Consider the following 19,820-nt stretch of genomic DNA (forward strand, 5'->3'; position numbering starts at 1 on the left):
AGGAGAGGCAGCATCAATCTATCTGTTAATTGGGATTTTTAGATAGCATATTTGGGCGTTTCTTGTGATTTCCATTAAGCGATGGAACCACCCTTGTGATAAGATAATCCTGTTCTCTACACTCATCGCATTGGAGGAGCCTGGCGCATGGAACAGGACCATCGCTTTTCATTGATCAGGTCTCTCAAGGGCAGACTGGCCATTATTTTGACGATCGCGACGATCATTCCTATATTGCTGACCGGGTATATCTCTTACCGGTGGATCTATATTGTGCAAACCCAGAAGATCGAGGCGGATTGGCTGGATAAGGTGCAGCGGGAGCGGGACGAGCTTGAACGGAAGCTCGATGAACTCGGCAGGGTGTCGCAGCTGATGGATATCGAGGGCGGGATCGGCCGGGACGTTGTGACGTTCATTACCAGCAAGGATTCGTTCAACCGCTCGATCCTGTTCCGCAATATTAATCAGTCCGTTGCGAACGTGAATTTCTCCAACCCCAATTTGGGGGTTATGTTCTATTACGCGCCGGAGCTGGCAGAGCCTTTATTATTTCCCAATGCCAGTGTGAAGATTAATTTCAAGCCGGAAAATCTGAAAGCGTTCTTCAAGCAGAAGCTGTTCACTTATTATGGGCCTTATGAATCACTGGACCAAGGAAATCAGCAGGAGCTCGTGTTCTCTCTGCTCCGCAAGCTGGAATATGGGAATGGGCGCTCGATCTATGCCTATATTGAGACGAAGGTCGTCGGACTCGAAGCGCTGTTCACTGCGGCAGCCGAGCCGGATTCCACGGTGGATTATCCCGTATATCATGTGCTGACCACGCCGACGGGGCAGGCTGCATTCAGCAATATGGCGGATGAGTCTGTTGATATCGGGACAACATTTGCTGTGCCAGAAGGGACGTATCAGACCTTTCAGGCTGCAGGAAGGCAGGGCTGGACGCTATACCAGCTTATTCCCAAGGATGCGTACAACCGGGAGATGAACAAATGGCTGTCGCAGTTTATCCTGTTTGCTTCGTTCTCGCTCATTCTGGGCATCGTTCTAGCCTGGCTGATCTGGCGGATGGTGTACAGACCTATACGCATCATCAACAGGGAAATCACGAGATTCAGCTACAATCCGTCTCTGACGAGCGTATCGGCAACCGGGCTTGCGGAGTTCAATCACATACTGGCTAACTTTCACCAAATGAGCCGACGCATATCGGAGCTGATCTCGGATGTGGAGGACAAGGAGAAGCGAAGAGGCCAGCTCGAGGTGGAGAAGCTGCTTGTGCAGATCAATCCGCATTTTCTTCATAACACGTTGAATACGATTCAATGGCTGGCCAGATTGGAGGGTCAGACAAATATTGCGAGGCTCGTATCGATTTTTACGAGGGTATTGCATTATAATCTGGGCAAGAAGAATATTATCGTTACCGTGAAGGAAGAGGTAGACGCCGTTCGCGATTATATCGAGCTCCAGAATATCCGGTATGATCATTCCTTCAATGTGAAGCTGCTCGTAGACCCGGACTGCCTTGATGTCCCGATTCCGCGTTTCATTCTTCAGCCGCTTGTGGAAAATGCGCTGTATCACGGCTTCGACGACGACGATAAAGGTGAAATCGAGGTTGAGATAACCCGGGAGAAGCATGCGCTCTATCTGCGGGTGACAGACGATGGCAAGGGAGTGCCGGAGGAAAAGCTGCTGGAGATGCTGGAGGAAAGTGACGGCCAGCTGCACAAGTCGGGGCTTGGGATCGGTTTAAGATATGTGAAAAAAATGTTATCCGTCTATTATGGCGCAGAAGCGCAGCTGATGATTGAAAGCGGGGCCGGCATCGGTACGACGATCGCCATTCGGCTCCCGGATACCTTAAGAGGAGTGGATGTCCTTGATTCAGGCCCTGATCGTGGATGATGAAAGCCTGGTGCGCAAAGGGATGCGGCTAATGTTCCCGTGGAATAAATTCGGAGTTGAGATTGCCGGGGAAGCGGCGACGGGCGAGAAGGCCATGGAGTTTCTGCGGGTGCACCCCGTCCAGCTGCTGATGACCGATATTACGATGCCCGGGATGTCAGGGCTGGAGCTGGTCAAACAAGCGCAGGAGCTCGATCCCGCAATCAAGGTCGTCATTCTGACCTGTCATCAGGATTTCGATTTCATCCAGGAAGCGCTTCGCATGGGAGCGGTCGATTATATCGTCAAAACCCAGCTTGAGGAGATTGATCTGGACCTCACGATGGAGCGAATCCTCAGAGCTGTCCGCCAGGATCTTCCAGGGAGCTCTCTTGTCAAAACGAAGCCTGCGCATGCGCGGAAGGCGGCAGCCGAGCGGGCGGCGGGAGTGCTGTGGGTCATGGATGACGGTAGCTTCCAGGCATTGGCGGATGCGGTCGCGGAGCTGGAAGGAAGCGATGCTGCGGAGCTTCAGCCGATTCTGCTAGCTGCCATGGAACGATGGAGGCGGAGCTTCCCGATGTTCGGCTGGGACAAATGGTCCAGTCCGCCTGGGGAGGAGACTGCAGTCTGGCTGCAAGGGCTTCGCGCTGAGTTGGCCGCATGGCTGCGTAGCTCCGCCTATTCCGAGGATGTCATACGCTCAATCGTCAAGGCGGTTGATCTGATCACGGAGCAGCCGGCCGTGCATATGAAGCAGAGTGAGATCAGCCAATTGGTGAACCTGAGCAAAAGTTATTTCAGCACCAGCTTCCGCGATATTACGCGGCTGACGTTCAGCCACTTCCTGCAGGCCGCAAGCCTGCATGCGGCAAGGGAGCTGCTCATTGCAACGAACCATCCCGTCTATTGGATCGCCGAGAAATGCGGCTTTACGGATCAGCGTTACTTCAGCAAATTATTCAAGGAACAAACCGGCCTGCTGCCAAGCGAATACAGACAGCGGCATACAGAGCGAGCCTGAATCTATTCAAGCCCGAGAGCGGATCACGGCCATTCGGCCTGAACGCGATCGGGTTTTTGTGCTTTTTCATGATGAATCATCAGCCGAGAGAGAACATTTTCTTCAAAAGGTGCGGCGATTATTTTCTCCAGGCTCCAATGAGAAGAAAATATTCGAACTTACTTAGAATCAGAGCCGCTCACGGGGCTGTGCAAGCGTTTGCTATAATCATGGTGCAATAGAAAATAGATAAGGGGAAAGGTGATATCCTCATCATGAAAAAACGAAAACAGGGAATTGCGCTTTTACTATCCGTCATTCTCATCCTGACGCTGGCAGCATGCAGCGGAGGCAACGGGAATAACGAAGGAGCGGCGCCCGAAGCGAACGCACCAACTAATGAAACTCCCAAACCGGATGTTCCGGCAGAGCCTTTGGGCAAATATGATCCGCCAATTGAAATAACGGCTGTGCGGGGGATAACCGAGGGAACGAAGTACAATGAAAGGGAATCGCTTGAAAATAACGTCTGGTCGAAAGCGTATGAGAACGACCTGGGCGTTAAAGTCAAATACTTATGGACGACGCCTACCGCCCAATATGACCAGAAGCTGAATATCGCCATCGCTTCGGGCGATCTGCCCGATATTACGCCGGTCAGCGCATCGCAGCTGAAGGGCCTTGTCGAAGACGATGCACTGGAGGATTTGACCTCCCTCTATGATCAATATGGATCCGGGCTTACGAAGGACATCATGTCGCAGGATGGTGGCAATGCCATCAAATCCGCGACCTTCGACGGCAAACTGTACGGCCTTCCGAACATGACCTCCGGACTTGGCCAAACGCATGTTTTGTGGGTGCGGACCGATTGGCTGAAGAAGCTGGGGCTGCCTGAGCCCAAGACGATGGATGATGTAATCCAAACCGCTGAGGCTTTCGTCAAGAACGACCCGGATGGCAATAGCAAAGCGGATACTTACGGCCTGGGCATCAACAAGGATATTTTCGGGTTCTACGCCGGTATGCAGGGCTTCTTCAACGGATTCCATTCCTACCCGAACACCTGGGTGAAGGACGCTTCCGGCAAATTGGTTTATGGAAGCGTGCAGCCTGAGACCAGGGCGGCTTTGCTGAAACTGCAGGAGATGTACAAGAATGGACTGCTCGACAAGGAATTCGGCACGAAGGATGCGACGAAGGTAAGCGAATCCGCCAATGCCGGCAAACTGGGTATGTTCTACGGCTTCTTCTGGAATGCGGGCTGGCTCCAGGATGGCAAGAATGTGGATCCCGCCATGGAATGGAAGCCGATTCCGATCGTTTCGGCGGATGATCAGCCGGCCAAGGCTCAGGTGCCTTTTGCCATCAGCACGTACTATGTGGTCAAAAAAGGAGCCAAAAATCCGGAAGCGGCCGTCAAGCTGCTGAATTTTGACTTCGAGAAGCTTTGGGGCACAACGGCACAGCCGGATGTGTACAGCTCAAGCAACAACATCGCGCTGTTCGAATACGCGCTCCTCTACGGCGAAGCGCCGCGCAAGAACCTGGACGCTCATCTGAATGTGGTCAAGGCGCTGGATTCCAAGGATCCGTCTGCTCTGAATACGGAAGAGAAGGGCTACTACGATAATATTCTGGCCTACCGCGCAGGAGACAACAAGATGTGGGGCAATAATCTGATGTACGGTCCTGAAGGCGCACTGGCGGTTATCGAAGGCTACTCCGAGAAATCCCAGCTTGTCGACGATGCCTACTACGGAGCTCCGACGCAGGGAATGACGGATAACAATGCGACGCTTCAAAAGCTGCAGCTTGAAGTGTTTACCCAAATCATCATGGGCGGCTCCATCGACGGGTTCGATAAATTTGTAACGCAGTGGAATGATCTTGGCGGCAGTACGATTACCGGAGAAGTGAATGATTGGCAAGCCTCCCATTAAGGGAGAGCTTCCTCCGGCAGGGAAGAGGCGAATACGCAATGAAACGTAAGACCATCCGGGAACTGCCCTTTCACCTGATGATTCTTCCCGGATTTCTCCTGGTGCTCGTCTACAGCTACGTGCCGATGGCAGGGATCATAATGGCGTTTGAGAGATTTGTTCCGTCCAAGGGGATGTTTCATTCCCCCTGGGTTGGATGGAAGAACTTCGAGTATATGCTGCATCTCCCCGGAACATTAAGCGTGTTAGGCAACACCTTCTTCATCGCGGGAATGAAAATGATCGGGGGCATTATCGTTCCCGTCACCTTCGCCCTGCTGCTGAACGAAGCCCGTCACCGCCTGTTCAAGCGGAGTGTGCAGACGATTATTTATTTTCCGCATTTCCTGTCATGGATCATTCTGAGCGGGATTCTGATTGATATCCTCTCTCCATCGACAGGCATTGTCAACGGGTTGCTTGGTTCGCTCGGCATTCCCTCCGTTTATTTTCTGGGCGATCCCGGCTGGTTCCCTTACACGCTGGCGCTGACCGATGTCTGGAAGGAATTCGGGTATGGAACGATAGTCTATCTGGCTGCCCTGACGAGCATCAATCCGGCTCTCTATGAGGCCGCTTCAATTGATGGGGCAGGGAGAATCCGGCAGACGGTGAGCGTTACGCTGCCCGCCCTGCTGCCGATGATCGTGCTTATGTCGGTGCTCAGTCTGGGGAATGTGCTCAATGCGGGCTTCGAGCAGGTATTCAATCTGTACAGCCCGCAGGTCTACAAAACAGGCGATATTATCGATACGCTTGTCTTTCGCATCGGGCTTGAAAATGCCAATTACGGCGTAGCAACAGCTGTCGGCTTGTTCAAATCGGTCGTCTCCTTCGTCATGATCGGGGTGTCCTACGTACTCGCGTACCGGCTGACGAACTATCGGATTTTCTAGGAAAAGTGGGTTGATCATGAATAAACACGCATCTATGGGCAGACGGACGTTTCTCGCGTTCAACTACTTGTTCCTGACGGCAGTAGCCGTGGCCTGTCTGTTTCCGTTGCTGAACGTGCTTGCCATTTCGTTCAGCTCCAGCGACGCAGTGGGATCGGGAAAGGTGAGTCTCTGGCCTGTCGGCTTTAACCTGAAATCCTATTCTTTTGTCCTGAGCAAGCCCGAGTTCGGGCAAGCCTTCCTTATTTCACTGGGCAGGGTGGCTGTTGGCGTCCCGCTGAACATGCTGCTTACGATCTTGATCGCCTACCCCTTGTCCAAGGGAATCAGGGAATTTCGTTTCCGGAACTTCTATGCCTGGTATTTCGTCCTGACCATGCTGTTCAGCGGGGGATTGATTCCCTGGTATATGACCATCAAGATGACTGGCATCATCGACACGTTCTGGGCGCTTATTCTTCCCGGAGCGGTGCCGATATTCAACGTCATCCTGCTGCTGAATTTCTTCAAATCGCTGCCGGATGAGATCGATCAGGCCGCACAGATCGACGGGGCAAGCAGATGGCAGGCGCTGTGGCGGATTGCCGTTCCCTTGTCGGCTCCGGCAGTCGCTACACTGACGTTGTTCTGCATTGTCACGCATTGGAACGCCTGGTTCGACGGGTTGATACTGATGAACAGGCCGGACAATTATCCGCTGCAAAGCTATCTTCAGACCGTTATCATCAACCGCGACTTATCGCTGATGACGGCGAATGATGTCTTGAAGTGGGCTGAGGTATCCGACCGGACATCGAAGGCGGCACAGGTTTTCGTCGCGGTGCTCCCTGTCCTGTTCGTCTATCCCTTCCTGCAGAAGTATTTTGCGGAGGGCATTGTCATGGGAAGCGTGAAGGGGTAATCGCCCAAGCGCAAGCGCCATGCCAAGGGTACAACAGCGGTCGGAAGATCAAATGGCATTGGAGCGGCTCTCGGGTGAACAGATATTATTTACACATTAGCAGGAGCACACCAAAAAAAGGAGTAGAGAGAAGCCATGCCAAAAATCGCATTCATCGGTGCAGGCAGCACCATTTTCGTCAAAAACGTTCTGGGGGATTGCATGCTAACGCCGGCTCTCGCCGATGCGCATATCGCGCTGCACGATATCGACCTGGAGCGCCTGAAGGAATCGGAGAAGATGCTTGTCAATTTGAACCGGAATCTTGGCGGGAAGGCCACCATCAAGGCTTATGCAGACAGACGTGAAGCGCTTAAAGGAGCTAACTACGTGATCAACGCGATTTCTGTCGGCGCGTTCGAGCCCGTCATCCGGAGCGATCACGAAATTCCGCGCAAATACGGCTTAAAGCAAACCTATGCGGATACGCTGGGAATGGGCGGCCTTATCCGGGGACTGCGGACCATTGACGTCATGCTGGAATTCGCCCGGGATATGGAAGAGCTGTGTCCCGACGCCTGGTTCCTGAATTACACGAACCCGATGGCGATTCTCACGGGAGCCGTCTTGAGGGAAACCGGCATTAAGGCGGTCGGTCTCTGCCACAGCGTGCAGGTATGTGCCAAGGAGCTTCTTGAAGGCCTGGGTATGAGTACCAAAGATGTGCGCTGGCGGATTGCCGGCATTAATCATCAAGCCTGGCTGTTGGATATTACGCGGAACGGCGAGGATCTCTACCCGGAGATCAAACGGCGGGCGGCCGCAAGGCCGGGAACGCATGACGATATGGTCCGGTACGAAATGATGAAAACCTTCGGCTACTATGTAACCGAGTCCAGCATGCATGGAGCCGAGTACGTGCCTTATTTTATCAAGAACGCGTATCCGGAGCTTCTGGAAAAATACAATGTCCCTACGGAAAATTTCAAGCGATGGGGAGGCAGCAGCAAGGCGTATTGGGAGCAGGCGATGAATGATCTGGTGCACAACACGTCGGTATCCCATGTCCGTACGCATGAATATGCCTCCTATATTATGGAGGCCATGGAGACGAATGTACCGTTTAAAATCGCGGGCAACGTCCTGAACACGGGCGGCCTGATCTCGAATCTTCCCGAAGAAGCCTGCGTGGAGGTGTCATGCCTCGTAGACGGAGAGGGCGTGACGCCGACCCGGTTCGGCGCGCTTCCGCCGCAGCTTGCTGCGCTTAACCGGACGAACATCAACATGCAGCTGCTGACCATAGAAGCCGCCGTAACCCGCAAACGCGAGCATATCTACCATGCTGCTCTGCTTGACCCGCATACTTCCGCGGAGCTGCCGATTGACACCATTAAGGCTCTGGTGGATGAGATGCTCGAAGTAAATCAACATTTTCTGCCGGATTACCGGTAAGAGCTGAAGCCTGCTAAAGAAGCAGTTATCGTGCACCTATGCACGATAGCTGCTTTTTTCATGTGAAGCCAAGCTGGCGTCGTGATAAGGAGGGAAATGCAGAGGAAAACTCGAATACAGAAAGAGGAAAAAATGGGTGCCGGCAGCTATGGGGAGGACGGCGGAATGCAGAATCAACTGAAGTCCTGCAAGAATAGGCAGAGCCATTATTATATTTGAAGAGGGGTACAGCAGATTGCATCGGTTTTGCGCGGGATTTGGATCTTGAGAAGAAATACGCTGCAGATAACGGGGACTCTGAGTCGATAGGTAAGCAAGCATGAAAACCGGTTTTTGATCTCATTTGAAAAGGCGGAGAACGATATGAACGAGTTGGAATACAGGAAGTTTTACGATCGGGTGGGGCAATTAAACGGTTGGGATTTCAGTAAGGTGCAATGCGAGTCTGAAGGCGTGAAATGGGACTTTTATTCTGAGGTTACCCGGAGGTGCAGGAAATCCGATCTGCTGCTGGATATCGGGACTGGCGGCGGGGAAGCTCTCTTATCGATAGCCGATTATGCTGCACTCCTGGTGGGAATTGACGATTCACCCGGCATGATTCAAGCTGCTCTTGCCAATCTGGAACAATCGAAGAAATCCAATGTGCGCATTTTGCCAATGAATGCTGAAAAAATCGATTTTCCTGCGGCATTTTTTAATGTGGTGTCCTGCCGGCATGCGCCCTTTTCCGCACAGGAAATTGCCAGGGTCTTAGAAGGTGGCGGTGTTTTCCTGACCCAGCAAGTAAGCGAAGACGATAAGCTCAATCTCACCCGAGCTTTTGGCAGAGGGCAGAAAGCGGCTCAGGACGGGACACTGAAAAATAAATATATTTCAGAATTGAGTGAAGCCGGGTTCAGCGATATCCAGTCGTTTGACTTCGATGCATCGGAATATTACAAGACATACGAAGACTTGGTGTTCCTGCTGAAGCATACTCCGATCATCCCGAATTTCGGTCAAGGCTCGGATGATTTTGCCATACTTGAAGCATTCATTCATGAAAACCAAACCGGCAGAGGAATCAAGACCAACTCCAAACGCTTCATGATTGTAGCCAGAAAATAATTCGAAGAGGGCAGGGGCGAATTAGCGCTTGGCTTCCTCCTCTTCTCCATTTGAAGGAGAGAATGATATGTCCAAAAACAATATATTTCTTGGTCTGATGATGATCTGGCTTACAATTTGTTCAAATCGATAAAGATACGGTATGGTTAATTGATGCGAACAGCAGCTATATAAAAGTGATCACACATGATGAAAATGGCTATCATATCACGCAATCCGAGATGTCCTTTTAAGCATCTCCTCTTATTTTGTTTACTGCTGAAGAGCGTAAATCCCTAGAAATGTATATTCAAAAGAGGCGGTGTGGAACTTGCTTTTTGGCTTAAATCATTCGGTACGAGCAAGGTTTTGGAGGAAAAAAATTAATTGGAATGCCGTGCTGCCAAGACATATCGCGATCATGATGGACGGTAATGGAAGGTGGGCAACCCGAAGGGGATTGCCTCGTACAGCAGGACATTTTGCAGGAATGCAGACCATGAGAAGAACCATACGCTTTTGCAGGAAAAACAACGTGGAATTTCTGACTCTGTATGCCTTCTCCACGGAGAACTGGAAGCGTCCCAGGGCAGAGGTTGATTATATTATCAATCTGATTCATGAATTTATAACCGATGATACATTGGATGAAATGAACAGAAACAAGATCAGGATAAACTTTATTGGCGACATCTCCAGATTTTCAGCAGAAACTCAGGACATGATGAGACACGCCGCCGCACTAACGAAATCGAACACGGATATGACCGTTAATTTTGCTGTGAATTATGGCGGACGCAGTGAAATTATCCATGCAATGAAGTCGTATTTGAAAGACGGAGCGCATGAGCTTACCGAAGAGGAATTCGAACGTTTCCTGTACACCTCCGAATCCCCTTGTCCAGAACTTATCATCAGAACAAGCGGAGAGAAAAGATTAAGCGGTTTTCTGCTTTGGCAGTCTTCGATGTCCGAACTATGGTTTACTGATGAGATGTGGCCAAGCTTCAATGAGTATCTGTTCTACAAGGCTATTTATGATTATCAGTGCCGTAAACAGCATGCATGAAGAATTGAAAGGTCGGACACGAATAACAAAATAACGATATTGATACTTTATTATTGTTATGTTATGGTTGGTTGTAATATAAACAAGGAGGCTTGAAGAAGGGCAAGGAAATAAAATCCTGCTCATTTGCCGGGATTTGTTTGCTCTTCGACTAGAATATGATAAATGATCTGCCATTAACGAAAGAAACGATTTTAGATGCGGCAGAGCAGGTGCTGCGGCGCTTTGGACCAGACAAAACCTCCGTTGTGGATGTGGCCCGCGCGCTTCAAGTCAGTCATGGCACCATCTACCGCCACTTTCCCAGTAAAGCCGCTCTGCGGGAGGCCGTAACCGAGCGCTGGCTGCATCAGATATCCGATCCCCTGGCCACGATCTCCGGAATAACCGAAGCCGGAGCTGCTGAATGCTTGCGGATGTGGTTTGAGACGCTGGTACAAAGTAAAAGGAAATACGCCGCGGAAGACCCGGAGATGTTCGCGATGTATACAGCTGTTACCCTGGAGTCTGTGGACATGATTAAGTCCCATATCCGTAACCTTATTCTTCAGGTTTCCCGAATCATCGAGAGGGGAATGCAGCTCCTTGAATTTAAATCAGGTGAGCCTGAGCTAATGGCCAATGCAATGTTTATCGCGACTTCACGCTTTCATCATCCGGCTCATGCCTATGAATGGTTGCTTTCCACGATTGATCAGGAATTTGATGCCGTCTGGGACCTGCTCCTTTCGGGGATAACTCGATGATATACAAGAGGAAGAACTTCTGACGCTAACCGTCCGAAAGACTTTCTCTTTTTTGTTACCCCGATAAACAAATGACAAAAATTAAAATATGTTACTTGATTATTGATTTTCGATATTATATAATCAAATCACAGGAACGAGTTGAACATTCGGTATCGACTTTTAAATGAAGCGAACCGGTTTATCCAGGTATAGTTGGGTCATCATAAACTTAATTAGAAAATTGGGAGGTTCATCATAATGGAAAACAAACTTGCAGGCAAAGTAGCGTTAGTCACAGGCGCATCAAGAGGAATGGGGCGTGAAATAGCTGAGGAGCTGGCACGGAACGGGGCCAAGGTAGTGGTTAACTATGCGAGCAGCCCGGGCAAAGCGGAAGAGGTTGTTTCCGGAATCAGGAACAGCGGCGGGGAAGCGGCAGCCATCCAGGCGGACATCAGCAGAGCAGCTGAAGTGGAGAATCTGTTTGAGGCGACATTGAAGGTCTACGGACGAATCGATATTCTTGTCAATAACGCAGGCATTATGATAACCAAACCGATTGCAAGCATGACGGAAGAGGATTTTGACAAGCAGTTTGCCATTAATGTAAAAGGGACCTTCTTTGCGATCCAGCAGGCCGCAAAACATATGGAACACGGCGGCCGTATTATCAATTTCTCCACTTCGGTTGTCGGTCAGATGTTCCCCACTTACAGTGTGTATGCAGCAACCAAGGGAGCCGTGGAGCAGTTTACCCGTCAGCTGGCCAAAGAGCTCGGTCCCAAAGGGATCTCGATCAATGCGGTTGCGCCAGGCCCGATTAATACAGAGCTTTTCACCGTTGGCAAAACGGAGGAGCAAATTGATGCTACCCGCAAAACGAACGCCTTCGGACGTCTGGGAGAGCCTGATGATGTTGCGAATGTCGTGTTATTCCTGGCAAGCGGAGAATCTCAGTGGATTACCGGACAAACCATTCGTGTCAATGGGGGCTTTATTTAAAATCATTCATAAACATGATGAAGGAGCTGCCGCCGGCGGCTCCTTTTTTGAATGCCATATAGGATAAGCGCAACCTTCTAAAATATGGCAGGTATAACCAACATAGACCCATAAAGAGGAGGAAGCTTTGATGAAGCTAAGAAAATATGTCTTGTTATTTATGACCATGATTCTTTCGGGGGGAACCGTGATTTATGCGGCATCGAACAATTCGGCAATAGCCGTTTATTTCAATAATGTGCTGCAGGACCGGGAAGGCCTGTTATCCGAGGGGGAGGCTTACCTGTCTGTAGATCAATTATCTGATACGAGCCACACATTAGTCTCATGGGATGAATCCAGGAACACAGTGAAAATCTATAAGCCAAATGTCAATATTGCGGTATTGGATGACGATCAAAAGATTTTTGGGGGAGTAAAAGAGGGTTCCCGCAATACATTCACTGTATTTGTGCAGGTGGATAATTTGCAAACTGACATCTCCGATTTGAAAATAGAGATAACCGACCCCAACGACGAAACCAAAACCATTCAAACACAGCACATTGAAGATAAAAAAGAGAAGTTCTGGTTTCGGTCAAGCGAATTCGACTATACGTTCAGCGCAAAAGGAGACTACCCCATTCGCGTATACCTGAAGGATACGGCTTCCAAGGATTGGTTTCCCGTTGGTGAACTTCAAATACCGGCGGTTTGAGCGCCTCATACATGCTAAAATATTGGTTATAAAGAAAGAGGAGGCGTTTGAAATGAGAACGAACAACTTTCCAGGGCAAACAACTCATAAGGGGCATAGCGCATAATAGCCCATAAACTGCGCGATTCCCCGCGAAAGGGGAATAACAATTGAAGCAGCATGCATTGCGGCAGTACGATTACCATGTTTGGGCTAACCAGAAGGTATGTGCATATTTACAGGAGCTTTCCGATGAAGTGTACCGTTCGGAGATTGTAAGTGTGTTCCCGACAATCTACGATGCCATGACGCATATTTATGTTATCGATTGCTATTGGCTGGCGTTCCTTGCCAAAGGCGGTGTAACCGACATGTCAGCCGAATATGTAGAGGAATTAAAGAAATCCACGAATCGTTTGGTGGCGGATACAGAAGGCAAGACTATTGAAGAGCTTGGCGGGATGATGAGCGGATTGAGTGATCGTTTTCGGGCATTTATCGCGATGCATGAAGATATTGAAGCCATGTGCCCTTCGGGTGAGTTTAAGGCCCGGTATGTGGATTTCATTCAGCACCCTAATAAATCACGGGACGTACCACCGGGGGAATGTCACGGCTATGCTGAGGCAGCTGGGACATCCCGGTACGCCTCATGGGGATGCTTGAGAATTAAGCGACTCGAGTCTCGATTCGATAAAGACCGGCTGCACACCGGTCAGACTTTCAGATATGAGGCCGATAAGACCGCATCAGACGCAAGCATCCAGATCGTCCCCGCCTTTGATAAGGCAGGGGGCGATTTTTTCCATATCTCTTCAGGCAACCCGGAAGGGATTGCTGCGGGCAGGGGGCCTCTAACCGGTCGTGTACCTGAAAACGCTGCAGTGCTGCGGGTTCCGGCGTATTTATCCCTCTCTTGCAGAACTCTGATAATTGCAAAAATGTGCAAATGCATGCCCATCCGGCGATACAAAAAAGTCAGCTTGTTGGAAAACGCGGACTCATATAGACTTCAAGTCGTAACACAGGTATTCAACAATCACACTTCAATGTTGACCGCAAAGAAAAGGGAGGATGTACATGAAAAGAAAGAAACAAATGATGCTGGCAGCGGCAGTGGTGCTCGGCTTGACGGTATTGTCGGGCTGCGGCGGAAATGCTTCGCCAGGCGGCAGCGAAGGAAATGCCCCATCCGGAGCATCGGGAGAAGCGGCAAGCGCACCAACAGCAATCAAAATTATGAGTGCGTTTTCAACCGCAAATCCGCCGGATCCCAAAGGCGATGTGCAAAAAGCGATTGAGGAAGCGACCAACACCAAACTGGACATTCAATGGGTATCCGCCAACAACTACAAGGAGCGCCTCAATGTAAGCTTGTCATCCGGCGATATTGCGGATGTGGTCATGGTTGACGATCCGTTCTCCACGGTATTCCGCACATCGGCGAAGCAGGGAGCATTCTGGGATTTGACTGAGCTGTACGGCAAATATCCCAATATTCTCAAACAGGTTCCGGCTGCAGCCTGGGAAGCGTCCAAAATGCAGGACGGCAAAAACTACGGCATTCCGAGACCCCGCGGTGCGGAGGGCGCGCGTTATTTTGTCATCCGCAAGGATTGGCTGGATAAACTGGGCCTTCAAGTGCCGACCACAACCGATGAGCTGTACACGGTTATGAAAGCGTTTAAAGAACAGGACCCTGACGGGAACGGCAAGGACGATACAATCGGCTTCACAGCAAATGTGCTGCCGACAGATATGGGAACATTGGGCATCATTATCAACAGCTTTACGGGGGCAAATGGAACGGGAGCAACGGGGAGCTGGGTCGTTCGTGACGGCAAGCTGGAGAATGCGGATCTGCTGCCGGAAACCAGAGAGGCATTGGAGTATTTGAACAAGGCTTATAAAGACGGCTTGATCCCGGCCGACTTCGCTTCCCTGAAGCCAAGCCAGGTCGATGAAATTTACGCATCAGGCAAGGCCGGCATCATCGCCGACAAAACAGGCAATATGCAGGAAATGATCAGCAAGCTGGGCAAGGTCGATCCAACCGCCAAGGATGAGCAGGCGTTCTACCCGGTTACTTCAATTAATGGTTACAACCCGAAAGGCCCCGGGTTCCTGGGCATGCTCGCGATCTCCAAGAAAGTGCCTGAGGAAAAGCTGGACGCCATCCTGACCGCGATTGACAAGTGGATGACTCCGGAAGTATTCGATCTGCAAACATGGGGAATAGAAGGCACGCATTACACGGTCAAAGACGGCAATAAGGAACCGATCCAGGATAAATACGAGGCTTCCGGGATCGAAAATTATAATCAGATTGTGTACGTAGCCGATCCGTATGCCAACTCGCTGCACCGTAATTTTCCTCAAGCCAGCATCGATCTGTATACCAAGCTGCAGGATGAGAAGGCCAAAACAAGCAAGCCGGATGAAAGCATCGGACTTTATTCCGAGACCTTCCAATCCTACGGTCCGGAGCTTGCCAAGCAGGCGCAGGATATAAAGACGAAAGTTATTTTGGGCGTTGCGCCGCTTACCGCATGGGATGATTTCGTCAATAAAATGAAAAGCGATCCGCAAATGACGAAAATCGTTCAGGAAATGAACGATGCTTATCAGGAGCGAAGCGGCAAATAAGGAATGAACCTTATTAGATCCAAGCCCCCAACCGGCAAGGAAAGCTGGGGGCTTTCCTTAACAATAGCAAGAAGCGCGGTGATTAGAAGACGGTTCCGCATGCGCAGCCTGTCTTTTTCACTGGACTTTCAAGAGAGGAGGCTGCTAAAGAATGGCCGATCAGCACACTTACGCAGGCACCATAGCGGGCTATGAGAAGCGGGGCAGGCTGCAAACTTTTTTCAGACGGTTAAGACGCGATAAATATATGTACTATTTGGCGATTCCCGGCTTGTTGTTCTTTCTTATTTTCAAATATATCCCCATCACGGGAGTCGTCATTGCCTTCCAGGATTATTCCCCTATAGCGGGAGTATGGAACAGCCCGTGGGTCGGATTCCAGCATTTCCATCGCTTCTTTTCCGATCCTCAGTTCTGGATTTTGTTTCGAAACACGATGATGATCAATATACTCAGCCTAGTCTTTTTCTTTCCGCTGCCGATTTTATTGTCCCTGCTCATGAACGAGCTGAAGAACGAAGTGTTCAAGAGGATAATTCAATCGATTGTCTATTTGCCCCACTTCCTGTCGTGGGTCATCATTGCCGGTCTGACGTTTATGCTCTTGTCCGTATCGCGCGGATTTGTCAACGAGGTTCTGACGGCCTTGGGCATGGCTAAAATCCAGTTTCTGAACGATCCCCATCTGCTCTGGATCATCCTGACGGTGCAGACGATCTGGAAGGAAACCGGCTGGGGAACGATTATTTTCCTTGCGGCCATTGCGGGAACCGATCCTCAGCTTTATGAAGCGGCCCGAATGGACGGAGCGGGCAAAGCCCGGCAAATGTGGCATGTCACGCTGCCGTCCATCCGCAATGTCATCTTCATTTTGCTGATTCTGCGTCTGGGCCATATGATGGATATCGGCTTCGAGCAGGTTTACCTCATGTATAACGGAGCTGTATCGAATGTAGCCGAGGTATTCGACACCTATGTGTACCGGCTCGGCGTCCAGCAGGGACAGTTCAGCTTCAGTACGGCGGTAGGGCTGTTTAAATCGGTCATCGGGCTGACGCTGGTCATTGCTGCGAACAAACTTGCAAAAAAATTCGGCGAGGAAGGCGTCTATTGACGGGAGGTGAAACAAATGGACAACAGCACCGGAAGCCGGACGTTTCATGCCGCTAATATCGTATTTCTGACTGTCGTTGCTTTAATTACCTTATTTCCGATCTATTATGTGTTTATCGTTTCTTTTACGGATATTGGGGAATATTTATCAAGAACCATCATTTTATTTCCGGAAACCTGGTCCTTCGACTCCTACGAGTATTTATTAAGCAGTCCGACCATCATCCGGGCAATCGGCGTCAGCGGGTTTCTGGCCGTTGCCGGAACAGCCTGCAGCCTGATCATAACGGCGTCGCTTGCCTATACGCTGTCGAGGAAAAAGCTGATGGGCAGACGCGTTATCCTGATGCTGATCCTATTTACGATTTTGTTCAATCCCGGCATTATTCCGAACTATATGCTTGTCCGCAATTTGGGGCTGATCGATAATATCTGGTCGCTCATCCTGCCTGTGCTGTCCAGCGGCTGGTACGTTATTTTGATGAAGGGCTTTTTTGACAACATCCCGGACAGTCTTGACGAAGCCGCCGCCATTGACGGCTGTAATGAAATAACGGCGTGGTTTCGTATCGTGCTGCCCTTGTCATTGCCTGCGATTGCGGCGTTCGGCTTGTTCTATGCGGTTGAGTTCTGGAACTCGTATTTTACGGCGCTGCTTTATATAAACGACTATCACAAATGGCCAATTCAGGTGCTTCTCCAAAATATGCTGGCGGAGAATCCGCTCGCCGAGGCGGACCCTCTCCATCAGCCTCCTCCGGCGGAAATGCTCAAGATGGCGGCGGTCGTCATCGCGACCGTACCGATTTTATGCATCTATCCGTTTTTGCAGAAGCATTTTGCCCAAGGCGTTATGGTAGGTTCCATTAAGGGATAAAAAGTTGTTCAGATAAGAAGGACATCAGGTCCCTCATCCCTAATTGGTTATTTGAAGCGAGGGAAGGGGGACTTACGATTTCTACGAACAGCATTAAGAAATTTCTTCGCTCAGTATATGGATTTCAAGGTGAAGGACGCTTCTTCCGCCGCAGTCTGGTCACGGTCATTGTCATTGCCAGCCTGCCGGGGCTGCTGATTGGAACGGGGATTTATTTTGTCGGCAGCGAGCAAATTGCAAACGAAACCAACCGGCTCCATCAGGAGCAGCTGGAAAAGGCGCGTCAAAGCATTGACGATCAATTTGCCGCTTTGGAAATTTCCCTCTCGCATTGGGCGTTCGATCCGCAGTTCGACGATAAGCTGAAGCAGCTGGACCCGGTTTATGGCTACAACCAGGTACAGGATATTTATAAGACGCTGCTCGTTATGAAGCAGCTCAATCCGGTTATCCAGCAGGTCAGGCTGTATGTGGAAGAGCCGGCTCCGCTGCTGTTTACCGAGGCGGGTTTTGTCCGCTTGACGGACGACCAGTACCAGGAGTACCACGACATTATGATGAATCAGCAGAATCAGGCGGCATGGAGCGGCTTCGATCCCGAACAAGAGGGATACATCGGGCAAGGGGAAGATCCCGAGCAAGAAGCAGCAGGCAAGCAGCCGCAATTGGCGGCTCCTCTGTCGCTGATTCATAAAATTCCGGGCGGCAGCCCCCGTCCCTTCGGGATGTTCCTGGTGACCGTCGATCCGGATAAGCTGCAGGAGATTGTCACAATCCTGACTCCCCGCAACGAAGGAACTTCGTTTCTGATGAAAGGAAACGGGGAATGGATCCCGCCCTTCGGGCAGGGCGGTGACGCGAAGGGCCTGAACGGAGCTTTGCGCGCACGGGTACTGGAGGAGCACGCGGCGGAGGATCATTTTATCTTCAAGTGGCAGGAGGAGAGCTACTCGGTTTCGTACGGCACTTTGAACCGGCTCGGCGAGGAATGGATCTATATCTCGGCAACGCCGCTCAAAGCATTGACCGGACCTGTCGTGTTCATATCGCGGATTATTCTTGGCTTCAGCTGCTTCGGGCTGCTGCTGGCCGTTGTGCTGTCCTGGTTCGTGTCCAAGCGGCTTTATAAGCCGGTGGCCCGGCTTGTAAACCTGCTTGGCGGCCACGGCAATCAGGCCAAGCATGCCGGCAGGGATGAATTTGAGCTGTTCGAGAGCGTCTGGAATGATGTGACACGGGAGAGCCAGACGCTGCAGGTACGTCTGGAAAGCCAGCTGCCGCAGGTTCGCGAGGGCTTCCTGCTGCAGTTTGCCCAAGGGTATTTGTATTATTTGTCCGAGTCGGATCTGCAGGAGCGGATGGGAAATTTGGGCTGGGACGCGGGAGCCAGCCGGTTTACGGTCGTATTCGTGCAGCTGCTCGGATTCTCAAGCCTGATGGGGCGTTTCTCCGAAGGCGACGAGGTGCTGGTCACGTTTGCCGCTGCAAATATTGTGCAGGAGCTGGCCGAGGAGGCCTTTGAGCAGGCGGATTCGATTAACTTTCATGATTTGACGATCGGCCTGCTGCTGGGCGATACGCTGGAGGAGCCTTTGGACCAGTGGCGCGACCGCATATACCGTCTGCTCCACGACATCACAAGCAGGCTGAATACATTCCTGCATGTGAGAGTCGCGATTGGCCTCGGGCGGCCGGTATCGCAGATTAAGGATGTTCCGGCGACGCTGGAGGAAGCAAGGCATGCTCTGCGTTTCCGCGATTTGCAGGAGGATAATCAGATTATCGACCTCAGCAGATGGGTGACGCAGGGGGAGAAGGCTTCCGAGTTCCCGTTTCAGCTGGAAAAAGAGGTGCTCCGCGCCTTCCGCTCAGGGCTTGAAGAGGAGACGGCGCTGGCAGTCAAGCAGTTCCTTCAGGAGCTGCGGGTATCCGCGGGCAAGGAGCTGTGGGTGCAGCAGGGCATGCTTCATTTGCTCGGGTCCGTGCAGCATTCGATGATGCAGACCGGGGTCAATCTCAGCGAGCTTTACGAGGGGGCCAACCTGTACGGGCAGCTGTGCCAGATCAAGGAGCCGGAGGAGATCGAGCGATGGTTTTTGAACCAGGTTATAACGCCCTTTATGCAGGAAATGACGCGTAAACAGGACGTTTTTTTGCAGCAGGCAGTGGATCGGGTCGTCACGAGAATTCACGAGAACTATATGGAGGAGCTATCGCTTGATTCGCTTGCAGAAGCGGAGGGACTGAGCTCCTATACGCTGAGCCGCATGTTCAAGCAGGCAGCCGGCCTCAACTTTATTGATTATTTGACCGAAGTGCGGCTGGAGAAAGCAAAAGAGCTGCTGCGGGGAACGGACATGAAATTGAATGATATCGCCGAGCATGTGGGCTACCAGCACAGCTATTTCAGCCGGATCTTCAAGAAGCATACGAGAGTTACGCCAAGCCGGTACAGGGAGAACAGCAGGAATGGCGAAGACGATGCCGGCAATGAAACGGATGGAGAGTGAT

General features: G+C 51.0%; 16 protein-coding genes and 1 pseudogene. 16 read left to right on the top strand and 1 reads right to left on the bottom strand.

What is annotated here, in order from left to right; all coding sequences use genetic code 11:
• Nucleotides 1–147 precede the first annotated feature (147 nt).
• From AC0YNV_RS12925 to AC0YNV_RS12995, 15 genes and pseudogenes are all read left to right on the top strand, one after another.
• On the top strand, nucleotides 148–1,914 hold the full coding sequence (locus tag AC0YNV_RS12925) for a histidine kinase (protein ID WP_475768478.1): 1,767 nt from the start codon (nucleotides 148–150) through the stop codon (nucleotides 1,912–1,914).
• The gene (locus AC0YNV_RS12930; RefSeq protein WP_475768479.1) at nucleotides 1,889–2,917 is read left to right on the top strand and encodes a response regulator; all 1,029 of its coding nucleotides are present in this window, start codon (nucleotides 1,889–1,891) and stop codon (nucleotides 2,915–2,917) included. Before AC0YNV_RS12925 ends, AC0YNV_RS12930 begins: the two co-directional genes overlap by 26 nt.
• A 254-nt stretch (nucleotides 2,918–3,171) precedes the next feature.
• On the top strand, nucleotides 3,172–4,839 hold the full coding sequence (locus tag AC0YNV_RS12935; RefSeq protein WP_475768480.1) for an extracellular solute-binding protein: 1,668 nt from the start codon (nucleotides 3,172–3,174) through the stop codon (nucleotides 4,837–4,839).
• Between the two features lie 38 nt (nucleotides 4,840–4,877).
• The gene (locus AC0YNV_RS12940; protein ID WP_210038150.1) at nucleotides 4,878–5,774 is read left to right on the top strand and encodes an ABC transporter permease; all 897 of its coding nucleotides are present in this window, start codon (nucleotides 4,878–4,880) and stop codon (nucleotides 5,772–5,774) included.
• A gap of 16 nt (nucleotides 5,775–5,790) precedes the next feature.
• Nucleotides 5,791–6,675, top strand: a complete 885-nt coding sequence (locus AC0YNV_RS12945) for a carbohydrate ABC transporter permease (RefSeq protein ID WP_475768481.1) — start codon at nucleotides 5,791–5,793, stop codon at nucleotides 6,673–6,675.
• Between the two features lie 135 nt (nucleotides 6,676–6,810).
• A complete protein-coding gene (melA, locus tag AC0YNV_RS12950) occupies nucleotides 6,811–8,109 on the top strand; it encodes an alpha-galactosidase (RefSeq protein ID WP_475768482.1) in 1,299 nt (432 codons plus the stop codon).
• A gap of 363 nt (nucleotides 8,110–8,472) precedes the next feature.
• Nucleotides 8,473–9,219, top strand: coding sequence for a class I SAM-dependent methyltransferase (locus AC0YNV_RS12955; protein WP_475768483.1), 747 nt, complete (start codon nucleotides 8,473–8,475; stop codon nucleotides 9,217–9,219).
• Nucleotides 9,220–9,595: 376 nt separating this feature from the next.
• Nucleotides 9,596–10,267 carry a polyprenyl diphosphate synthase gene (gene uppS / locus AC0YNV_RS12960; protein WP_475768918.1) on the top strand — a complete coding sequence of 224 codons (672 nt, stop codon included), beginning with the start codon at nucleotides 9,596–9,598 and terminating at the stop codon, nucleotides 10,265–10,267.
• A gap of 158 nt (nucleotides 10,268–10,425) precedes the next feature.
• On the top strand, nucleotides 10,426–11,013 hold the full coding sequence (locus AC0YNV_RS12965; RefSeq protein ID WP_475768484.1) for a TetR/AcrR family transcriptional regulator: 588 nt from the start codon (nucleotides 10,426–10,428) through the stop codon (nucleotides 11,011–11,013).
• A 240-nt stretch (nucleotides 11,014–11,253) separates the two neighbouring features.
• Nucleotides 11,254–11,997: an SDR family oxidoreductase gene (locus tag AC0YNV_RS12970; RefSeq protein ID WP_475768485.1), complete on the top strand. Its 744-nt coding sequence runs from the start codon at nucleotides 11,254–11,256 to the stop codon at nucleotides 11,995–11,997.
• 130 nt (nucleotides 11,998–12,127) lie between these two features.
• Complete coding sequence (locus AC0YNV_RS12975) at nucleotides 12,128–12,694, top strand: stalk domain-containing protein (RefSeq protein WP_475768486.1); 567 nt, start codon at nucleotides 12,128–12,130, stop codon at nucleotides 12,692–12,694.
• A 164-nt stretch (nucleotides 12,695–12,858) separates the two neighbouring features.
• Nucleotides 12,859–13,128 (top strand): annotated as a pseudogene (locus tag AC0YNV_RS12980) (DinB family protein); the annotation flags it as partial.
• Nucleotides 13,129–13,753: 625 nt separating this feature from the next.
• Nucleotides 13,754–15,319, top strand: coding sequence for an extracellular solute-binding protein (locus AC0YNV_RS12985; protein ID WP_475768487.1), 1,566 nt, complete (start codon nucleotides 13,754–13,756; stop codon nucleotides 15,317–15,319).
• Between the two features lie 151 nt (nucleotides 15,320–15,470).
• Complete coding sequence (locus AC0YNV_RS12990) at nucleotides 15,471–16,433, top strand: ABC transporter permease (protein ID WP_475768488.1); 963 nt, start codon at nucleotides 15,471–15,473, stop codon at nucleotides 16,431–16,433.
• A 15-nt stretch (nucleotides 16,434–16,448) separates the two neighbouring features.
• Entirely contained in the window at nucleotides 16,449–17,309 is an 861-nt protein-coding gene (locus tag AC0YNV_RS12995) for a carbohydrate ABC transporter permease (RefSeq protein ID WP_210038162.1), read from the top strand.
• Between the two features lie 110 nt (nucleotides 17,310–17,419).
• Here the strand turns inward: AC0YNV_RS12995 and AC0YNV_RS13000 are convergent, their stop codons facing one another.
• A complete protein-coding gene (locus AC0YNV_RS13000) occupies nucleotides 17,420–17,641 on the bottom strand; it encodes a hypothetical protein (protein ID WP_475768489.1) in 222 nt (73 codons plus the stop codon).
• Here AC0YNV_RS13000 and AC0YNV_RS13005 point away from each other — a divergent pair.
• Complete coding sequence (locus AC0YNV_RS13005) at nucleotides 17,621–19,819, top strand: helix-turn-helix domain-containing protein (protein WP_475768490.1); 2,199 nt, start codon at nucleotides 17,621–17,623, stop codon at nucleotides 19,817–19,819. The genes AC0YNV_RS13000 and AC0YNV_RS13005 overlap by 21 nt on opposite strands.
• Nucleotide 19,820 lies beyond the last annotated feature (1 nt).

The organism is Paenibacillus sp. JT31N11 (genome assembly GCF_056269285.1).

Excerpts from the sequence above, each read along its gene's own strand:
- AC0YNV_RS12925 (WP_475768478.1), top strand. The coding sequence starts at position 148 with ATGGAACAGGACCATCGCTTTTCATTGATCAGGTCTCTCAAGGGCAGA.
- AC0YNV_RS12935 (WP_475768480.1), top strand. The coding sequence starts at position 3,172 with ATGAAAAAACGAAAACAGGGAATTGCGCTTTTACTATCCGTCATTCTC.
- AC0YNV_RS12940 (WP_210038150.1), top strand. The coding sequence starts at position 4,878 with ATGAAACGTAAGACCATCCGGGAACTGCCCTTTCACCTGATGATTCTT.
- AC0YNV_RS12945 (WP_475768481.1), top strand. The coding sequence starts at position 5,791 with ATGAATAAACACGCATCTATGGGCAGACGGACGTTTCTCGCGTTCAAC.
- melA (WP_475768482.1), top strand. The coding sequence starts at position 6,811 with ATGCCAAAAATCGCATTCATCGGTGCAGGCAGCACCATTTTCGTCAAA.
- AC0YNV_RS12955 (WP_475768483.1), top strand. The coding sequence starts at position 8,473 with ATGAACGAGTTGGAATACAGGAAGTTTTACGATCGGGTGGGGCAATTA.
- AC0YNV_RS12965 (WP_475768484.1), top strand. The coding sequence starts at position 10,426 with ATGATAAATGATCTGCCATTAACGAAAGAAACGATTTTAGATGCGGCA.
- AC0YNV_RS12970 (WP_475768485.1), top strand. The coding sequence starts at position 11,254 with ATGGAAAACAAACTTGCAGGCAAAGTAGCGTTAGTCACAGGCGCATCA.
- AC0YNV_RS12975 (WP_475768486.1), top strand. The coding sequence starts at position 12,128 with ATGAAGCTAAGAAAATATGTCTTGTTATTTATGACCATGATTCTTTCG.
- AC0YNV_RS12985 (WP_475768487.1), top strand. The coding sequence starts at position 13,754 with ATGAAAAGAAAGAAACAAATGATGCTGGCAGCGGCAGTGGTGCTCGGC.
- AC0YNV_RS12990 (WP_475768488.1), top strand. The coding sequence starts at position 15,471 with ATGGCCGATCAGCACACTTACGCAGGCACCATAGCGGGCTATGAGAAG.
- AC0YNV_RS12995 (WP_210038162.1), top strand. The coding sequence starts at position 16,449 with ATGGACAACAGCACCGGAAGCCGGACGTTTCATGCCGCTAATATCGTA.
- AC0YNV_RS13000 (WP_475768489.1), bottom strand. The coding sequence starts at position 17,641 with ATGCGAGAGGGAAATTTCCAAAGCGGCAAATTGATCGTCAATGCTTTG.